The organism is uncultured Abyssibacter sp. (assembly GCF_964000955.1).
In the GTDB taxonomy this organism is placed as follows: domain Bacteria; phylum Pseudomonadota; class Gammaproteobacteria; order Nevskiales; family OUC007; genus Abyssibacter.
On the sequence record NZ_CAXFCL010000242.1, the window covers coordinates 1 to 16,910 of the forward strand.

Consider the following 16,910-nt stretch of genomic DNA (forward strand, 5'->3'; position numbering starts at 1 on the left):
GGGGCGGGATGGAATGCTCGGAGGAGGGCGCCGCCAATGCCCTGCTGGTCGCGACGGCGGTTCCCGCCATGGTGTTTGGTGAGTTGCGGCTGGCGCTGGATCAACCCGTGTGCCCAACCTTGCTTCGCAACGTGAGGCTCGGGCTGGCCTGGTTGAATCACTGGTTCGCGTTTCGTGACGCGCCGCTTGAGATCGAAGTGGATCGCGTCGCCCAGCTCACCGGTGCCGGCACGCCGCTCACGGCAAGCTATTTCTCGGGTGGAGTCGACTCCTGGGCCACGTTGCTGAGAAATCACCGGCAGTATCCGATGGGTCACCCGGGGCGAATTCGGCTGTGCGTTGGCATCTACGGTTTGCAGCGCGAGGTCAGCCGGGAGAATTTCGAGTCGGCGACTGCGCTGTTAAGCGACACGCTGCGGTCGATCGGCGTCGAGATGCTGACGGTCGAAACCAACATTTATCGCCACTGGATGGATCGGGATCCCGGATACTTCTACTGGACGCGCACGTTCAATGGTGCCGCGCTGGCCTCCATTGCGCATGGGTTGCATCAGCGCGTGGATAGCGTGCTGATTGCTTCATCCGACCACATGAAGTCCATGGAACCGTGGGGGACCCATCCGCTGCTCGATCCCTGCTTCAGCAGTCATGCGCTCGCGGTCGAACACGACAGTATCGATTGGTCGCGGCTCGACAAAACGCGGGAAATCGCCGCCTCGCCAGTTGCGCTTGCCAACCTGCGTGTATGCGATGTGCAGCCGCCCGACGGATACCTGAACTGCGGCGCCTGCGAAAAATGCGTGCGAACGATGATGATGCTGGAGGCGTTCGGCGCGCTGGAGGGGAGCTCGCTATTTCCGTTTCAGCATCTGGATGCGGATCGACTCCTGAAACATGGGAACATGGATCTTGAGTACCAGGACTATCTCGAAACGCTGCCGCTGCTGCTTCAACGAGGGCGCACCGATCTCAAACCTTCGATCGACAGGCTGCATCGACGCCAGCGCGAACTCGATGCCCGCGGATTGCTCAAGCGCATTGATCGGGCGTTGCTGGGTGGTTACTTCCGCCGTCGCTACGGCGAGCGCGGGTATCTCAGTGAGCCTCCCCGCGGCAACGCGTAGCGCTGTCTCCGGTGGCGGCCGATTCGAGCAGCCGCTGACATGCTGACGGGTTCGCCCGCGTTTGCTTGCCTCCCTGGGGGCCCTCGTCTGGCATGAAGCTCTCGCAACTCTCCAGATGGCTGCTTTACCTGGGAGGTGATGCGGTCGGGCGATTCGTTCTGCAGATTGGCTCGACCATCATCTTCGCGCGCGTGTTGAGTGAGGAGGACTTTGGTCGATCCGCGCTGACCATTGCCCTGGTGCAGGTGCTGGCCATCATTGTCTGCGCCCCGTTTGAAGAAGGGCTGGTGCAACGCCGCGTGGTTCGCAAGGCGCACTTCAGCGCCTGTCTGGCAGCCGCGCTTCTGCTTGCTGTGGTGCTGATCAGCGGGCTTGCCTCGGCGGTGTTTCTCACGTCGGCGCGCGACGCCATGCTGAGTTCCATGGGTGGGCTCACCGCATTGTTTTCACTGATCCTGCTCGCCGAGGGCCCGGTCGCGATCTACAACGCAGCCGCGCGACGCGCCCGCCGCTTTCGGGCGATCGCGACCGGCAATTTCCTGGGTTTGCTTTGCGGGACCGTCGTGGGTCTGTGGATGGTGTTCCACGGTGCGGGCGTCTGGAGTTTGCTCGCGGTACGTCTGGTTGCGCGTTACGTCTTGGCCGCCACCCTGGTGGCGTCCATCCGAATCCGTATCTGGCCGCGCTGGTCACTCCGTCATCTGAAAGACCTGAGTGGGTTCGCCGGTTGGCACACCGCAGATCGGGGGCTGACGGTGCTCAGCGACGCGGTGTTCCAGTCCCTCGTGACGGGCGTACTTGGCGTGGCGGCCAACGGCTACCTGAACATGGCGATGCGCATCATCGAGCCCATTCGCGGCATCACCGGCTCCGCGAGTCACAACATCTCCATGTCGATGTTTTCCCGCCTGCAACATGCCGACGCCGAGCTCAATCAGGCCATGTCGCGTGCCGTGGCGCAGACGTCCTTGTTTCTTGTGCCCGTGTTCCTCGGTCTGGCGGCGACGTCCGACAGCTTGATCAGCCTGCTGGCTGGCCCAGGATGGTCGCCGGCCATCACGATCGCCGTGCTCCTGGGGATTGCGGTGGCCTTGCAGTCGCCATTCGAGTTCGTGCACACCGCGGCGACCGCGCGTGGACGCGCCGATCTGGGCTTCTACGTCAGTTTCGTCAATCTGCTTGTGCTCGCGCTGGCGCTGCTCATCGGCAGTCCGCTCGGCATCGTGGCGATCGGTCTCGCAAGACTGCTGTACTACCTGACCGATGCCGCGTCCGCCTTGCTGATCTATCGCGGGTTGTTCCTGGCCTCCGTGGGTTCGCTGCTGCGGAGCCTGGTTCCCGCGATGACGGCCGGTGTGGTGATGGGTGTCGTCGTCAGCGTGTTGCCCGGCTACATGCCCGACGAGATGCCATTGATCGCGGTGTTGGCTGCGCAGGTGATCGGCGGTGCACTGATCTATTCGGCCATCTCGCTGGGCTTGTTTCCGCACACGGTGAAAGCCACCCTCCAGGCATTGCTGGTCCGGCACTGAGCGCGGCGAAGCCGCCGCGTTCGTCACCCCTTTGCCGAGTGCGACAACTAGCGAAGCTTCTCGGCATGAACACACCGCGGTGCTTCCTGGGTGACGTCAGGTGGTCAGTGCGCCCGCAACGCCTCGGCGATGGGCAGCCGCGCGGCGCGGATGGCCGGGAACAGGCCACCGATCAGCCCGATCACGCAGGCCCAGATGATGCCGGTGACGACCAGGCCGCCGCTGACGGTCAGGCGGAACACGACCTGGCTGAAGTTGCCGCCCAGTGTGGAGACGGCGTTGCCGTTGAAGAACAGCCACGCCAGCGCCGAGCCGATCAGTCCTCCGATCAGCGCCAGCACCACGGCTTCGACGATCACCGACATCACCACCGGCATGCTGGAGAAGCCCAGCGCGCGCAGCGTGGCGATCTCCACCGAGCGGGTCGAGACCGCGGTGTACATGGTGTTCAGCGCGCCGAACATGGCGCCGACGGCCATGATGCCGCCGACAAAATAGGCCAGGAAGTTCAGCACCTTGGTCAGCTGCTCGGACTGCTTGGCGTAGTACTGCGGCTCCGTGCGCACATCGACCTTGAGTGTCGGGTTGGTGGTCAGAGCATCCTTGAAGGCCGTGAAGCTGTCGGGTGATTCCAGCATCGCGGTCAGTGACTGATAGCCGTTGCGCCGGTAGGCCGAGAGCACGGTTTCGTTATCCGCCAGCAGTTCGGATTCGTGGTTGTCGCCACCGGTGCTGAAATGTCCGACCACGGTCCACGACGAGTCACGGAACGCGATCTCGTCGCCGATGCCGAGATTCCGGAACTGCTGCGCCGCGGAGGCGCCGACGATCAGCTCGCGCACGGCCGGTTCGTACATGCGCCCGGCGACGAGCTTGAATTCCGGACGCAGCGTTTCGAGTTTCGGGCAGGTTCCGCGCAGGGTCACGTTGGAGTCCGAGCCGTCGCTGATCGTCTTCATGCTGATGATGACGACGACTTCCGGGCAGGCGATGGCCTCGCCGTCGGCATCGCGGCGCAGGCCCGCCGCGTCGAGAATGGTCTGCGCATCCTCGCGGGCCAGACTGCTGTTGATCTCGGCCTGGGAGCCGCCACGCAGCACCAGGGCGCGATCATCACGTCCGGTGTTTTCCACCGTGGCACGGAAGCCGACGACCATCGCCAGCACCGAGACGAGCACGGCGACGACACCGGCGATGCCGATGACGATGACGGAGGAGGTGCCCAGGCGCTGGGGCAGGGCCTTCAGGTTCATGCCGGTGACGGCGATGGTCTGTTTCAGCATGCCGCTATCTCCCCGCCAGCGCGTCGACGATGGACAGGCGCAGGGTTCTCCACGCCGGAATCAGCGCGATGATCAGCGCCAGCAGGATCGCCGCCAGCAGGCCCGCGATGATGACATCGGTCGGCAGGCTGGCCTCGCCGATCACGTCCTTCATCGCGGGGAAGGCCAGGGAGGACAGGCCGAGGCCGATGACCGCCGCGAACAGGCATAGCAGCAGCGACTCGATGACGACGAAGACCGTCACGGTGCTGTCGGTGAAGCCCAAAGTCTTGAGCACCGCGAGTTCGGGCACGCGCTCGCGCACCGACTGCATCATGGTGTTGCCGGTCAGGAACAGCAGCGTGAAGAACACCGCACCGAGGATCGCGGTGACGATGAAATTGATGTCGCCAAACTGCTTGATGAACGACTGCGAGAACTCCTTTTCGCTCTGGGTCTTGGTTTCCGCCGGCGAGTTCGCGAACAGTGCATCCACGGCCTGGGCGACCTGCGCCGCCTGCGTCGGGTCGCCGACTCTGATCAGGTACCAGCCCACGGTGCCGTTGCCGAAGGCGCGGGCCTCGTCGAAGTAGGTGTGATTGAACAGAAAGCCCTGCTCCTGGTTCACGTCGCTGGGGACCGTGTACGTGCCGACGATGTCGAACTCCCAGTTCGATGTGCCGTCCGACGACTTGGTCCAGATCGACGACTGGATCGGGATGCGGTCGCCCACCGACCAGCTGTACTTGTCCATCAGCGCCTGGCCGACGACGGCGCCGGTACGCGTCTGCTTCAACTTGTTCACCGCCTCGTCGGAAATCTCCAGCTCCGGGACCAGCGGAAGGTAGAGCTCCGGGTCAACCGGCGAGCCGAACACGAACTGCTGCGGTTCCTGGTAGTACGAGCCGAACCAGGTCGCGTAGGCCACGCCTTCCACACCGGGCACGGCGCGAATCTGGTTGAGGTAGGAGATCGGCAGTGGTTCGGTGAGTGACAGCTTGTTGATCGTGATCAGGCGATCGACGTTGGCCAGTTCGACGCCACGATTGATGGCGCTGTTGACTCCCTGGAGCATGCCGAACAGCAGGAAGGCGACCACGATGGACAGCAGCGTGAGCAGCGTGCGTGCCTTCTTGCGCCACAGCGAAGCCCAGATCAGCGGAAAGAATTTCACCCCGCGGCCTCGGCGGATTCGACCAGCCGACCCTTGTCCAGATGCAGGGTGTGGGTTGCGTATTCGGCGGCCTTGGGGTCGTGGGTGACCATGATGATGGTCTTGCCGTGCGTGCGGTTCAGCTCCTGCAGCAGGGTCAGGATTTCATCGGCGGTGGCACGATCCAGGTCTCCGGTTGGTTCGTCGCAGACCAGCAGCGTGGGGTCGCCGACCAGCGCGCGGGCGATCGCCACGCGCTGTGCCTGACCGCCGGACAGCTCGTTTGGCTTGTGCTTGGCGCGATCCTTCAGCCCGACGATATCCAGCGCAACCTGCGCGTGTTCCTTGCGTTTGCTCGCGGACAGCTTGGTCAGCAGCAGCGGCAGCTCGACGTTGCGCTGGGCCGAAAGCACCGGCAGCAGGTTGTAGAACTGGAACACGAAGCCGACATGATCCGCCCGCCACTTGGCGAGCTTGCCGGAGGACAGCGTGTCGATGCGTTCACCGTTGACCTTGATTTCGCCACCGCTCGGCTTGTCCAGGCCGCCGATGATGTTGAGCAACGTGGTCTTGCCCGAACCGCTGGGACCCATCAGCGCGAGAAAGTCGCCCTGGGCGATGTCGAGGTCCAGCGCCTCGAGCACCTGAACCGTTTCCTTGCCGCGCGTGTAGGACTTGGTGACCCCGCGCAGACTGACCAACGCATCACTCATGTTCTTGCTCCCTTCCCGGCGCGCTAGTCGCCAATGGTGACGGCGGCGCCGTCCGACAACTCACTCACCGGCCCGGTTGCTACCCGGTCGCCCGGTGTCAGTCCGGCCACGATTTGTATCCGGTCGCCTCGCGTCAAGCCCGTGGTCACGGCCCGGCGTTCGACCTGGTTCCCGCGGACGAGAAAGACCACGGGCTGCCCTTCGTCCTCCAGCACTGACTGACGCGGCACGAACACGCCTTTCAACGATTCCTCGGCCGGTGCATCCTCGCCGAGAAACGCGACGCGTACGCCCATCTCCGGCAGGATCCGCGCGTCCTTCTCCAGAATCGCGACGCGCACCTTGATGGTCGCCTTGCTGCGATCGGCGGTTGGAATCACGGCGATCACGCGCGCCGGGATCTTCCAGTCCGGGTAGGCGTTCAGCGTCGCCTGAGCGTTCTGGTCCGGCGTGACGCGGTTGATGAAGTTCTCGTTGACGTCGACCTCGATCTCCAGCGAATCCATGTCGACGATGGTGCCGATGCCGGTACGGGTGAAGCCGCCGCCGGCCGATAGCGGCGAGACGATTTCGCCGACCTGCGCGGCCTTCACGGTGACGATGCCGGAGAACGGTGCCCGCACGACGGTTTCATCCAGCTGGCGCTGGCGCACGTCCACGCTGCGTTCGGCCACCTTGACGCTCTCCTTGGCGGCTTCCAGTTGTGCGGCCAGTGCTTCGGCGTCGGCGTGGGCGCTGTCGCGCACCGCCTCGCTGACCAGACCCTGTGCGGCGAGCTCGCGGTTGCGCTGGTCGATGCGGCGGGCGTCCCGCAGTCGGACTTCCAGCTGCGCCAGTTCACTGCGCGCCGCGGCGAGTTGCGCCTGCGCCAGCGCGAGCTGGGCGCCTTCGTTGGTATCTTCCAGCGTGGCGATGATGTCGCCGGCCTCGACCCGCTGGCCTTCCTCGATCATCACCTCGGTGACCTTGCCGGTGATCTTGGCGGAGACCGTGGCACTGCGCCGGGCGACGATATAGCCGGAGGCATCCAGCACCGACAGGCCGGCGGTCGAACGCGAAGAGGCCGATGTCGCGATGGCCGTGCGGATCGCCACGGCGTCGCCGCCGCGTGTGAGCGACCAGCCGGCGGTTGCGATGACAGCGATCAGCACCAGGGCGATCAGCGTCAGGGCGATCCATTTCGAACCGCCGCGGTCCGTTTCGGGTTCCCGCTCGATCTTGAGCGAAGCCAGCAATTCGGATTTGTCGCTCATGACGGCGAACTCGGTCACTCCCTGAATCCCTCGCGCCATTATGCCGGGGTTTGATGACGACTTAGGGACCTATACTCAAGACTCGCATGACAAGCCGCCGTTGCTGATCGGGTCTATTGCGCACACGGCGAGGACAGGGAGAGTCGCATGACGCGTTCGCGCGTAGTTCTATTGATAGCCATCGTGGCCGCCATCGCGGCCTTCTTTGCGTTGGATCTGGGTCGCTTTTTTTCGCTGGCCTTCATCAAGGATCAGCAAGCCGCGATCGCCGCGTTCTACGATGCGAACCCGCTCGCCACCGCGCTGGGTTTCGTCGGCGTCTACGTCGCTGTCACCGCGCTGTCGCTGCCGGGCGCGGCGATTCTTACGCTCGCAGCCGGGGCCATCTTCGGTGTGGTGATCGGCACCGTGCTGGCATCGATTGCGTCGACCACCGGGGCGACGCTGGCCTTTCTGATCGCCCGCTTTCTGCTGCGGGACACGGTCCAGGCGAAATACGGCAAGCGGCTGGAGGCGATCAATCGCGGCGTGGAAAAGGACGGCGCGTTCTATCTGTTCGGATTGCGCCTGGTGCCGGCATTCCCGTTCTTCGTCATAAACCTGGCGATGGGACTGACGCCGATCCGCACCGTCACCTACGCGGTCGTGAGCTGGGCCGGAATGCTGGCGGGCACCGTGGTCTACGTAAACGCCGGGACGCAGCTGTCGCAGATTTCCAGTCTCGGCGACATCGCCTCACCGGGTCTGATCGGTTCCTTCGTGCTGCTGGGCATTTTTCCGTTGATTGCCAAGAAGCTCATGGATTGGATCAAGGCACGTCGCGTGTACAAGGGCTGGGACAAGCCGAAATCATTCGATCGGAATCTGGTCGTCATCGGCGGTGGCGCGGCCGGGCTGGTCAGCGCCTACATTGGCGCGGTGACGCGGGCCAAGGTCACGCTCATCGAGCAGCACAAGATGGGAGGTGACTGCCTCAACTTCGGCTGCGTGCCGTCCAAGGCGATTCTCAAGTCCGCCAAGCTGCTGTCGCAGATCGCAAGGTCGCAGGAATTTGGCATTCGAGACGCCTCGGCCACGGTCGAGTTCGCCGACATCATGGAGCGGGTGCAGCGGGTGATCCGCGACATCGAGCCGCATGATTCGGTGGAGCGCTACGAGGGCATGGGCGTGGAGGTGATCCAGGGTCGCGCCACGATCACCTCGCCCTGGACGGTGGAGGTCGACGGCCGCGTGCTGACCACGCGATCCATCATCATCGCCGCTGGTGCGGAGCCCCTGGTGCCGCCGATTCCCGGCCTGGACCAGGTCGAGTACCTGACCTCGGACACCGTGTGGAACCTGCGTGAACTGCCGGAGCGCCTGCTCGTGCTGGGCGGCGGGCCGATCGGCTGCGAGCTGTCGCAGGCGTTCTCCCGACTGGGTGCGCGGGTCACCCAGGTCGAAATGGCCGAGCGGATCATGGGTCGGGAGGATCCCGAGGTCTGCGATGCGGTCGCCGAGCGCTTTCGCCGCGAGGGGATCGACGTCCGGACCGGCCATCGGGGCAAGGCGGTGGAGATCGTGGATGGTCAGCCGCAGCTTGTCGTGGAGACCCCGGAGGGTGACGAGCAGCGCATCGCCTTCGACCGCGTCTTGCTGGCGCTCGGCCGCAAGGCGCGGCTGACCGGCTACGGCCTGAAAACGCTGGGGATCGAAACCGACCGCACCATCGTCGCCGACGATTTCCTGCGTACGAAATACCCGAACATCTTCGTCGCGGGCGATGTGGCCGGGCCCTACCAGTTCACCCACACCGCCTCGCACATGGCCTGGTACGCCGCGGTCAATGCGCTGTTCGGTCAGTTCAAGCGGTTCCGGGTCGACTACTCCGTCGTGCCCTGGGCGACCTTCACCGATCCGGAGGTTGCCCATGTCGGTCACAACGAGACTTCGGCCAAGGAGGCGGGCGTCGCCTACGAGGTCACCACCTACGGCATCGACGACCTCGACCGGGCCATTGCCGACTCCGAAGCCCACGGCTTCGTCAAGGTGCTGACCGTGCCCGGCAAGGACAAGATTCTTGGTGTGACCATCGTCGGCGAACACGCCGCCGAATTGCTGGCCGAATACACGCTGGCCATGCGCCATGGCCTCGGGCTGAACAAGATCATGGGCACCATCCACGTCTATCCGACGCTGTCGGAGGCGAACAAGTACGCGGCCGGCCAGTGGAAGAACGCGCACAAGCCCGAAGGCGTTCTACGCTGGGTCGAGCGCTTTCATGACTGGCGCCGTAAGGGCGGGGGTGGGGACCGGCCGTCGGTTGGCGAGATCCAGGCGCGCGGTGACGCCCATTGAGTCTCGACGTCAGTCGGTGACGACGCCCAACGCCTCGCGGACTCGAATCGCCTTGTCGCGAGCAGTCTCCACGGTGTCGTCCGTCGCCAGCGCAACGCCCATGCGACGGCGTCCCTTCACCGCCGGCTTGCCGAACAGGCGGAGCTGGGTGCCTGGCTCGGTGAGTGCCTGATCCAGGTTGCCGAAACGTGGGGCCTGGATGTCACCTTCGACCAGCAGCGCCGCGGAGGCTGATGGCCCAAGCTGGCGGATCGCCGGCACGGGCTGGCCGAGAATGGCGCGCACGTGCAGCGCGAACTGGCTGAGATCCTGGGAGATCATCGTGACCATGCCGGTGTCATGCGGGCGCGGAGAGACTTCGGAGAACCACACGGTGTCGTCTTTCACGAACAACTCGACACCGAACACACCGAACCCGCCCAGGGCATCGGTGATCGAGCGAGCGATGTCCTGGGCGCGGGACAGTGCCATTTGGGACATCGGATTCGGCTGCCAGGACTCGCGGTAATCGCCGTCCTCCTGCCGATGACCGATCGGGGCGCAGAAGCTGATGCCGCCCGAATGGCGCACGGTCAGTAGCGTGATCTCGTAGTCGAAATCGACAAAGCCCTCGACGATGACGCGACCGGCGCCGGCACGGCCACCGGCCTGCGCATAGGTCCAGGCCGGCTCGATGTCTGCTTCGCTCCGGATGACGCTCTGGCCTTTGCCGGAGCTGCTCATCACCGGCTTGATCACGCAGGGCAGGCCGACCGCGTCGACGGCGGCGCGCACCTCGGCGAGGCTGTCGGCGAAGCGGTATGGAGATGTCTGAAGCTCCAGCGTTTCCGCGGCCAGCCGGCGGATGCCCTCGCGGTCCATGGTCAGATTGGCCACGCGCGCCGTGGGGATGACGTTCCAGCCTTCCTTTTCGAGTTCGATCAGTTCGGCGGTGGCGATGGCCTCGATCTCCGGCACGATGAAATCCGGCCGTTCGGTTTCGATCACGCGGCGCAGTGCCGCGGCATCCAGCATGCTGACCACGTGCGAGCGATCGGCGACCTGCATCGCCGGCGCGTTGGCGTAGCCGTCCACCGCGATCACTTCCAGGCCGAGTCGCTGAGCCTCGATGGCGACTTCCTTGCCCAGCTCGCCGCTGCCAAGCAGCATCAGGCGGGTTGCATGAGGGGAGAACGGCGTGCCGATGGCGGGGCTGGGCTGGCTCATGTGCTGCGGACCTGCGTGTCGTCGGGGCGGCGAAATTTAGCAAGTCGGTCGGATACGTGCTTCTACGCGTGAGATCGCGACCCCGATTCCCTACACTCCGGCCACAAACAGGAATTGGAGAAAGCTGGAGATGGATGTCATCAAGACGCGCGCGGCAGTGGCCTGGGAGGCGGGCAAGCCGCTGAGTATCGAAACCGTGGACCTTGCACCGCCCAAGGCGGGCGAAGTGCTGGTGCGTCTGGTAGCGACCGGAGTCTGCCATACCGATGCCTACACGCTGTCCGGCGCCGACCCGGAAGGCATCTTTCCGTCCATCCTCGGCCACGAGGGTGGTGGCGTCGTCGAGGCCGTGGGCGAGGGCGTGACCCGCGTCTCGGTGGGCGATCACGTCATCCCGCTCTACACGCCGGAATGCGGCGAGTGCAAATTCTGCACGTCCGGCAAGACCAATCTCTGTCAGGCCATCCGTGCCACTCAGGGCAAGGGCTTGATGCCCGACGGCACGTCGCGCTTTTCCATCGACGGGCAGCCGATCTTTCACTACATGGGAACGTCGACCTTCTCCGAGTACACGGTGCTGCCGGAAATCGCGTTGGCGAAGATCAGCAAGGATGCACCGCTGGAGAAGGTCTGCCTGCTCGGCTGTGGCGTGACCACCGGTATGGGCGCGGTGATGAACACGGCCAAGGTGCAGCCCGGCGATACGGTGGCCATCTTCGGTCTGGGTGGCATTGGTCTGTCGGCGATCATCGGCGCGACCATGGCCAAGGCGGGTCGCATCATCGCCATCGACATCAACGAATCGAAGTTCCCGATCGCCCGGCAGCTGGGCGCGACCGACGTGGTCAATCCCAAGGACTACGACAAGCCGATCCAGGAGGTCATCGTCGACATGACCGATGGCGGCGTCGACTACTCCTTCGAATGCATCGGCAACGTCCATGTGATGCGATCGGCGCTGGAGTGCTGCCACAAGGGCTGGGGCGAGTCGGTGATCATCGGCGTGGCCGGTGCCGGCGAGGAAATTTCCACGCGGCCGTTCCAGCTGGTTACCGGTCGCGTCTGGCGCGGCACGGCCTTCGGTGGCGTCAAGGGGTGGAGCGAACTGCCGGATTACGTGCAGCGCTACATGGACGGCGAGTTCGAACTGGACACCTTCATCACCCACACCATGCCGCTGGAAGAGATCAACACTGCCTTCGACCTGATGCACGAGGGCCAATCCATTCGCTCGGTGATTCACTACTGATGTCTGATCTCGAACTGGTCGATACCAAGCTCGTCTTCGGTGGCGAGCAACGCCGTTACCAGCACGACTCGGCGGTAACCCAATGCCGAATGACGTTTTCGGTGTACCTGCCTCCGCAGGTCAGCGAGCGGCCCGTGCCGGTGTTGTACTGGTTGTCCGGCCTGACCTGCACGGACGAGAATTTCTCCACCAAGGCCGGTGCTCAGCGCGTCGCGGCCCAGCTCGGGCTGGCGCTGGTCATGCCGGACACCAGCCCGCGAGGCGAAGGTGTGCCGGACGACCCCGAGGGCGCCTACGACTTCGGCCTGGGCGCCGGGTTCTACGTCAACGCCACGCAGTCGCCGTGGTCCACCCACTATCGGATGTACGACTACGTGGTGGACGAGCTGCCGGCGCTGGTCGAGTCCGCGTTGCCGCTGGATGGCCGCCGCGCGATTGCCGGCCACTCCATGGGCGGACATGGCGCTCTGATGATCGCGCTGCGCAATCCGGAGCGGTATCGGTCGACGTCGGCGTTTTCGCCCATCGTCAACCCGGCCGGTGTGCCCTGGGGACAGAAGGCGCTGGGCGCGTATCTCGGTGATGATCCGGCCGCGTGGGCCGAGTACGACACCGTGGCGTTGATCGGGCGCACCGAGCATCATCTGCCGCTGCTGGTCGATCAGGGCTCGGCGGACAACTTCCTGGAGGAGCAACTCAAGACCGAGCGCCTGGAGGCGGCCTGCGAGGAGGCCGGTTATCCCGCCATGATTCGCATGCATGGCGGTTACGATCACAGCTACTACTTCATCGCCAGCTTCATCGAGGATCACCTGCGCTTTCACTACGCGGCGATCACCGCGTAGCGTGTCGCTGGCCCGGGTGATGAACCGCGGCGGCGCCGGGCCGTTGAGTGACCGGTGTGGTGTGTCGCCGTATACTGTGCGGCTTGTTGTTCCGACGGCCACGGTCTGACCGGCCCGTCGGGTCTTTCTGACGACCTCAACCGGTTGTCCCGACGCGGCCTCGCGTCGACGCACCCCCGAGATTTCCCTTGGACACTGATTCCTCGCCGTCAGGCTTTGCCGCGCTCGGCCTGCCCGACGCTCTCGTCACCACGGTGACGTCACTGGGCTATTCCACGCCGTCCCCGATCCAGGCGCAGGCGATCCCGCTGCTGCTGGAAGGGCGCGATGTCCTGGGCCTGGCGCAGACGGGCACCGGCAAGACAGCGGCGTTCGCGTTGCCGCTGCTGGCCATGCTTTCGGAAGAGCCGGCACCGTCCGGGCGACGCGCGCCGTCCGCGCTGGTGCTGGCGCCGACGCGAGAGCTTGCCCAGCAGGTGGCCGAGGCCTTCGAAACCTATGCCGCCGGCCTGTCGGGGTGTCGCGTGGTGTCGGTCTACGGCGGTGCTCCGTATCCGCCGCAGACCCGGGCGCTGCGTGCCGGTGTCGATATCGTCGTCGGCACGCCGGGGCGGGTCATGGATCACATGCGCAAGGGCGCGCTGGATGTCTCGCAGCTGAAGATGCTGGTGCTCGACGAAGCCGATGAAATGCTCCGCATGGGGTTCATCGACGACGTCGAGTGGGTGCTGAGTCATACACCCGACGACCGGCAGATCGCGCTGTTCTCCGCGACGATGCCCAAGCCGATCGAGCGGATCGCCAACGAGCATCTGAGCGAACCGGTTCAGGTTCGGGTCAAGCAGGAGACCAAGGCCGCCGCGACGATCGAGCAGCGTTTCGTCAAGGTGTCCGCCGCGCAGAAGCCGGAGTTGCTGGCGCGTTTGCTGGAGGTCGAGCCGGTGGATGCCGCGATGGTGTTCGTGCGGACCAAGGCGGCGACCGGTGATGTTGCCGATTTTCTTCGCGCGCGGGGACTGGCGGCCGAGGCGCTGAGTGGTGACCTGACCCAGGAACAGCGCGAACAGACGGTGCAGCGGCTGCGCGACGGACGGATTCACGTGGTCGTTGCCACGGATGTCGCGGCGCGGGGGCTGGATGTCGAGCGGATCAGTCATGTCTTCAACTACGACATGCCCGGCGATCCCGAGGTCTACGTGCACCGCATCGGTCGGACCGGGCGTGCCGGGCGCGCCGGAGTGGCCATCCTGTTCGTGCAGCCGCGCGAGCAGCGCATGCTGTCGCTGATCGGCAAGGTCACCCGCAGCACGGTGGAGCCGATGGCGCTACCCACCGTGGAGACGGTGAACGCCATGCGGCGTCAGCGTCTGGCCGAGCGGCTGCGCGAACACCATGCGGCGGGCCTGGATGCCTACCGGTCCCTGGTGGAGCAGATGGCCGATGACACCGGCATGAGCGTCGCCGATCTGGCGGCGTCGCTGGCAGCGGAGCTGAACCGTGGTCAACCGTTTCTGCTGAGCGCGTCGGACGAGATCAAGGTGCCGCCAACCGCGGCGAAAGCGACGGCGGACAAGCGTGCCCGCCGTCGGGAGCGCGGGCAGCGGGCGGTTCCCGATGGCTACGACCGGTACTGGATCGCGGTGGGTCGGGAGCACGCGGTGAAGCCTGGCAATATCGTCGGTGCGATCGCGAACGAGGCCGGCATCGACGCCGGCACGATCGGACGCGTTGAATTGCGGGAGCGGTTTTCCGTGGTCGATCTTCCCAAGGGGATGCCCAAGGAGATCTTCCAGCATCTCAAGGGCGTGCGGGTCTGCGGGCAGAAACTGTCGATCCGCGTGTTCGAGGAGCGGCCGTCCGGTGCGCCCGCCGAGTCGCCGTCGGCTGGCAAGGGTGGCAAGCCGAAATCCAAACCGAAAGGCGCCGTGAAAAAGAAGAAGCGTCCGGCGTCGGCGGCGAAGCGCAAGCGCTAGATCGGCGACTGTCGTTCAAGACGGGGCGACGGGTGTCGCCAGGCGTCACGCCTTTGGCGCGGCGCCCGGGAGCGCGAGATAGAACGATGTCCCCTCGCCGGGCTGGGATTCCGCGCGGATCTGCCCGCCGTGCAGATCGACGATCTTCTGGCAGATCGACAGGCCGATTCCGGTGCCCGCGTAGTCGTCAGTGGTGTGCAGGCGACGGAACATCGTGAAGATGCTCTGGATCTGCTCGGGATCGATGCCGATGCCATTGTCACGAACCTGGATGACCTGTCGGCCCAGTTCGTCTTCCTGTGCGCTGATGTGTACCTGCGGCTTGGAGCCCGCCGGCTGAAACTTGATGGCGTTGCTGATCAGGTTCTGCATCAGCTGGGTCAGCAGCGACTCGTCGCCTTCCACGGTCGGTAGTGGGTCCGTCGTGACCGTGGCGCCAGCGTCCGACAGCGTGCTCTGCAGTTGCAGGCAGGCATGGTCGACGATTTGCTGCAGCGGAATCGGCTTCCAGTCGACCTTGGTCTGGTTGACCCGGGACAGCGCCAGCAGGCCGTCGATCAGTGCCTGCATGCGCCGGGCGCATTCGTCGATGATGTCGAACAGTTCCAGATCGTCCGCGGCGGCATGCGCCGACAGCTTGCGGCGCAACAACTCGTTGAAGCCGACGATGTTGCGCAGCGGCGCTTGCAGATCGTGGGAGGCGATGTAGGCGAACTGCTCGAGCTGCACATTGCTGGCTTCCAGCGTGCGGGCGTATTCGGTGAGCTTGCGCTGGGCGAACTTGCGGTCGGTGATGTCGCGGACCGCCGCGGTCGCGAACATGCCGTCATCGGTTTCCAGCGGTGACAAGCTGATCTCGATCGGGAATTCGCTGCCATCCTTGCGGCGCCCGCTGAGTTCCAGGCCGGCACCCATTTCGCGGACCTTGGGGCTTTCGAAATACCGGTCGCGGTGTCCGGAGTGGGAGCCGCGCAGGTGCTCGGGGATCAGCATCTCCACCTTCTGGCCGATCATCTCTTCGCGCGCGAAACCGAACATTCCGACGGCCTGGGCGTTGACCAGGGCAATGTCGCCAGAGCTGTCGATGATCACCATCGCGTCGGGCGCGGCCTCCAGCAGATTCCGGAACTGGCGCTGGGCCTTGCGTCGGTGAGTGGCGTCACGAATGGCCGCCGCAGCGAACAGCCCGCGCTCGGTGTCCAGCGGGCTCAGGCTGATCTCGATCGGGAATTCGGTGCCGTCCTGCTTGCGGCCGCTGAGTTCCAGGCCGGCGCCCATTTCGCGGACCTTGGGTTCGAGAAAGTACGCATCGCGAAATCGGGCATGCCCGTCGCGGTACTGCTCGGGAACCAGCATCTCCAGCTGGGCGCCCAGCATGTCGGCGCGGGCATATCCGAACAGACGCTCGGTCTGCCGGTTGACCAGGATGATCTTGCCACTGCTGTCGATGACGACGATGGCATCCGGTGCGCGTTCGACGATCTGTCGGAACCAGACGAGTTCCAGTTGTTCGTCCAACTGAGCGCGGGATGTTGTCATGGTCCTATGTCCCCGGGGTCCACGGCGTGTTTTTGCCCGGCCAGGCGGCCAGACCTCACCGAGCGACGCCATTGTCCACGGTCTTGACGAAGATCGCGAGTCGACAGGGTTGTTGTCACGAAAGGGTCACCGCATTGTCGCCTCAGTGTCATGTGCGCCGGTGACCATGGCCGGATCAATCTGCCCGACGTGTATCCGCCATGGCCGAATCTGAGCGCACCCACTACCGCACCGTCTTTATCTCGGATGTCCATCTGGGGACCGCCGGATGCCAGGCCGAGAAGCTGACCCGCTTCCTGAAGGGTGTGACCTGCGAAGATCTGTACCTGGTCGGCGATATCGTCGACGGCTGGAAGCTCAAGAAACAGTTCTTCTGGCCGCAGGAGCATACCAATGTCGTGCGCAAGATCCTCACGAAGTCCAAGCGCGGCACGCGGGTGCACTATGTCACGGGGAACCATGACGAGTTCCTCCGCAAGTTTGTCGACTACCGTCTGACGCTGGGCAACATCCGCGTCGTCAACGAGGCGGTCCACGAAACGGTGGACGGGCGCCGCCTGCTGATTCTCCACGGTGATCTGTTCGACGTGATCACCCGCTATCACCGCACGATCGCGCTGGCCGGCGACGTGGCCTACGAGGCGCTGATTGCATCCAACCGTTACATCAACTTCTTCCGCCGCAAGTTCGGTCTCGGCTACTGGTCGCTGTCGAACTTCGCCAA

General features: G+C 64.8%; 13 protein-coding genes. 7 read left to right on the plus strand and 6 right to left on the minus strand.

Annotation, left to right across the window (positions count from 1 at the left end; translation table 11 throughout):
* The first annotated feature begins 68 nt into the window (after window positions 1-68).
* Both ABNS06_RS11725 and ABNS06_RS11730 read left to right on the plus strand, forming a co-directional pair.
* Entirely contained in the window at window positions 69-1,124 is a 1,056-nt protein-coding gene (locus ABNS06_RS11725; protein ID WP_348674783.1) for a hypothetical protein, read from the plus strand.
* A 92-nt stretch (window positions 1,125-1,216) separates the two neighbouring features.
* On the plus strand, window positions 1,217-2,656 hold the full coding sequence (locus tag ABNS06_RS11730) for an oligosaccharide flippase family protein (protein ID WP_348674784.1): 1,440 nt from the start codon (window positions 1,217-1,219) through the stop codon (window positions 2,654-2,656).
* 104 nt (window positions 2,657-2,760) lie between these two features.
* Here the strand turns inward: ABNS06_RS11730 and ABNS06_RS11735 are convergent, their stop codons facing one another.
* The 4 genes from ABNS06_RS11735 to ABNS06_RS11750 are packed head-to-tail and all read right to left on the minus strand — an operon-like array spanning window position 2,761 to window position 7,037.
* Complete coding sequence (locus tag ABNS06_RS11735; protein WP_348674785.1) at window positions 2,761-3,939, minus strand: ABC transporter permease; 1,179 nt, start codon at window positions 3,937-3,939, stop codon at window positions 2,761-2,763.
* Window positions 3,940-3,943: 4 nt separating this feature from the next.
* Window positions 3,944-5,092, minus strand: a complete 1,149-nt coding sequence (locus ABNS06_RS11740) for an FtsX-like permease family protein (RefSeq protein ID WP_348674786.1) — start codon at window positions 5,090-5,092, stop codon at window positions 3,944-3,946.
* Entirely contained in the window at window positions 5,089-5,784 is a 696-nt protein-coding gene (locus ABNS06_RS11745; protein WP_348674787.1) for an ABC transporter ATP-binding protein, read from the minus strand. The genes ABNS06_RS11740 and ABNS06_RS11745 overlap by 4 nt, the downstream gene beginning before the upstream one ends.
* Window positions 5,785-5,807: 23 nt before the next feature.
* Entirely contained in the window at window positions 5,808-7,037 is a 1,230-nt protein-coding gene (locus ABNS06_RS11750; RefSeq protein WP_348674788.1) for an efflux RND transporter periplasmic adaptor subunit, read from the minus strand.
* A gap of 147 nt (window positions 7,038-7,184) precedes the next feature.
* On the opposite strand from ABNS06_RS11750, the gene ABNS06_RS11755 reads away from it, so the two are divergent.
* A complete protein-coding gene (locus ABNS06_RS11755; RefSeq protein ID WP_348674789.1) occupies window positions 7,185-9,374 on the plus strand; it encodes an FAD-dependent oxidoreductase in 2,190 nt (729 codons plus the stop codon).
* Between the two features lie 9 nt (window positions 9,375-9,383).
* Here ABNS06_RS11755 and purT read toward each other — a convergent pair whose 3' ends face one another.
* Window positions 9,384-10,580, minus strand: coding sequence for a formate-dependent phosphoribosylglycinamide formyltransferase (gene purT / locus ABNS06_RS11760; RefSeq protein ID WP_348674790.1), 1,197 nt, complete (start codon window positions 10,578-10,580; stop codon window positions 9,384-9,386).
* A gap of 130 nt (window positions 10,581-10,710) precedes the next feature.
* Between purT and ABNS06_RS11765 the strand changes: the two genes are divergently transcribed.
* From ABNS06_RS11765 to ABNS06_RS11775, 3 genes are all read left to right on the plus strand, one after another.
* A complete protein-coding gene (locus ABNS06_RS11765; protein ID WP_348674791.1) occupies window positions 10,711-11,829 on the plus strand; it encodes an S-(hydroxymethyl)glutathione dehydrogenase/class III alcohol dehydrogenase in 1,119 nt (372 codons plus the stop codon).
* Window positions 11,829-12,674 carry an S-formylglutathione hydrolase gene (gene fghA, locus ABNS06_RS11770; RefSeq protein ID WP_348674792.1) on the plus strand — a complete coding sequence of 282 codons (846 nt, stop codon included), beginning with the start codon at window positions 11,829-11,831 and terminating at the stop codon, window positions 12,672-12,674. The genes ABNS06_RS11765 and fghA overlap by 1 nt, the downstream gene beginning before the upstream one ends.
* A gap of 188 nt (window positions 12,675-12,862) precedes the next feature.
* Window positions 12,863-14,647, plus strand: coding sequence for a DEAD/DEAH box helicase (locus tag ABNS06_RS11775; RefSeq protein WP_348674793.1), 1,785 nt, complete (start codon window positions 12,863-12,865; stop codon window positions 14,645-14,647).
* A gap of 45 nt (window positions 14,648-14,692) precedes the next feature.
* On the opposite strand, the gene ABNS06_RS11780 is transcribed toward ABNS06_RS11775, so the two are convergent.
* The gene (locus ABNS06_RS11780) at window positions 14,693-16,186 is read right to left on the minus strand and encodes a PAS domain S-box protein (RefSeq protein ID WP_348674794.1); all 1,494 of its coding nucleotides are present in this window, start codon (window positions 16,184-16,186) and stop codon (window positions 14,693-14,695) included.
* Between the two features lie 200 nt (window positions 16,187-16,386).
* Here ABNS06_RS11780 and ABNS06_RS11785 point away from each other — a divergent pair.
* Window positions 16,387-16,910 (plus strand): UDP-2,3-diacylglucosamine diphosphatase (locus tag ABNS06_RS11785; protein ID WP_348674795.1); only part of this gene is annotated, 524 nt, incomplete at its 3' end.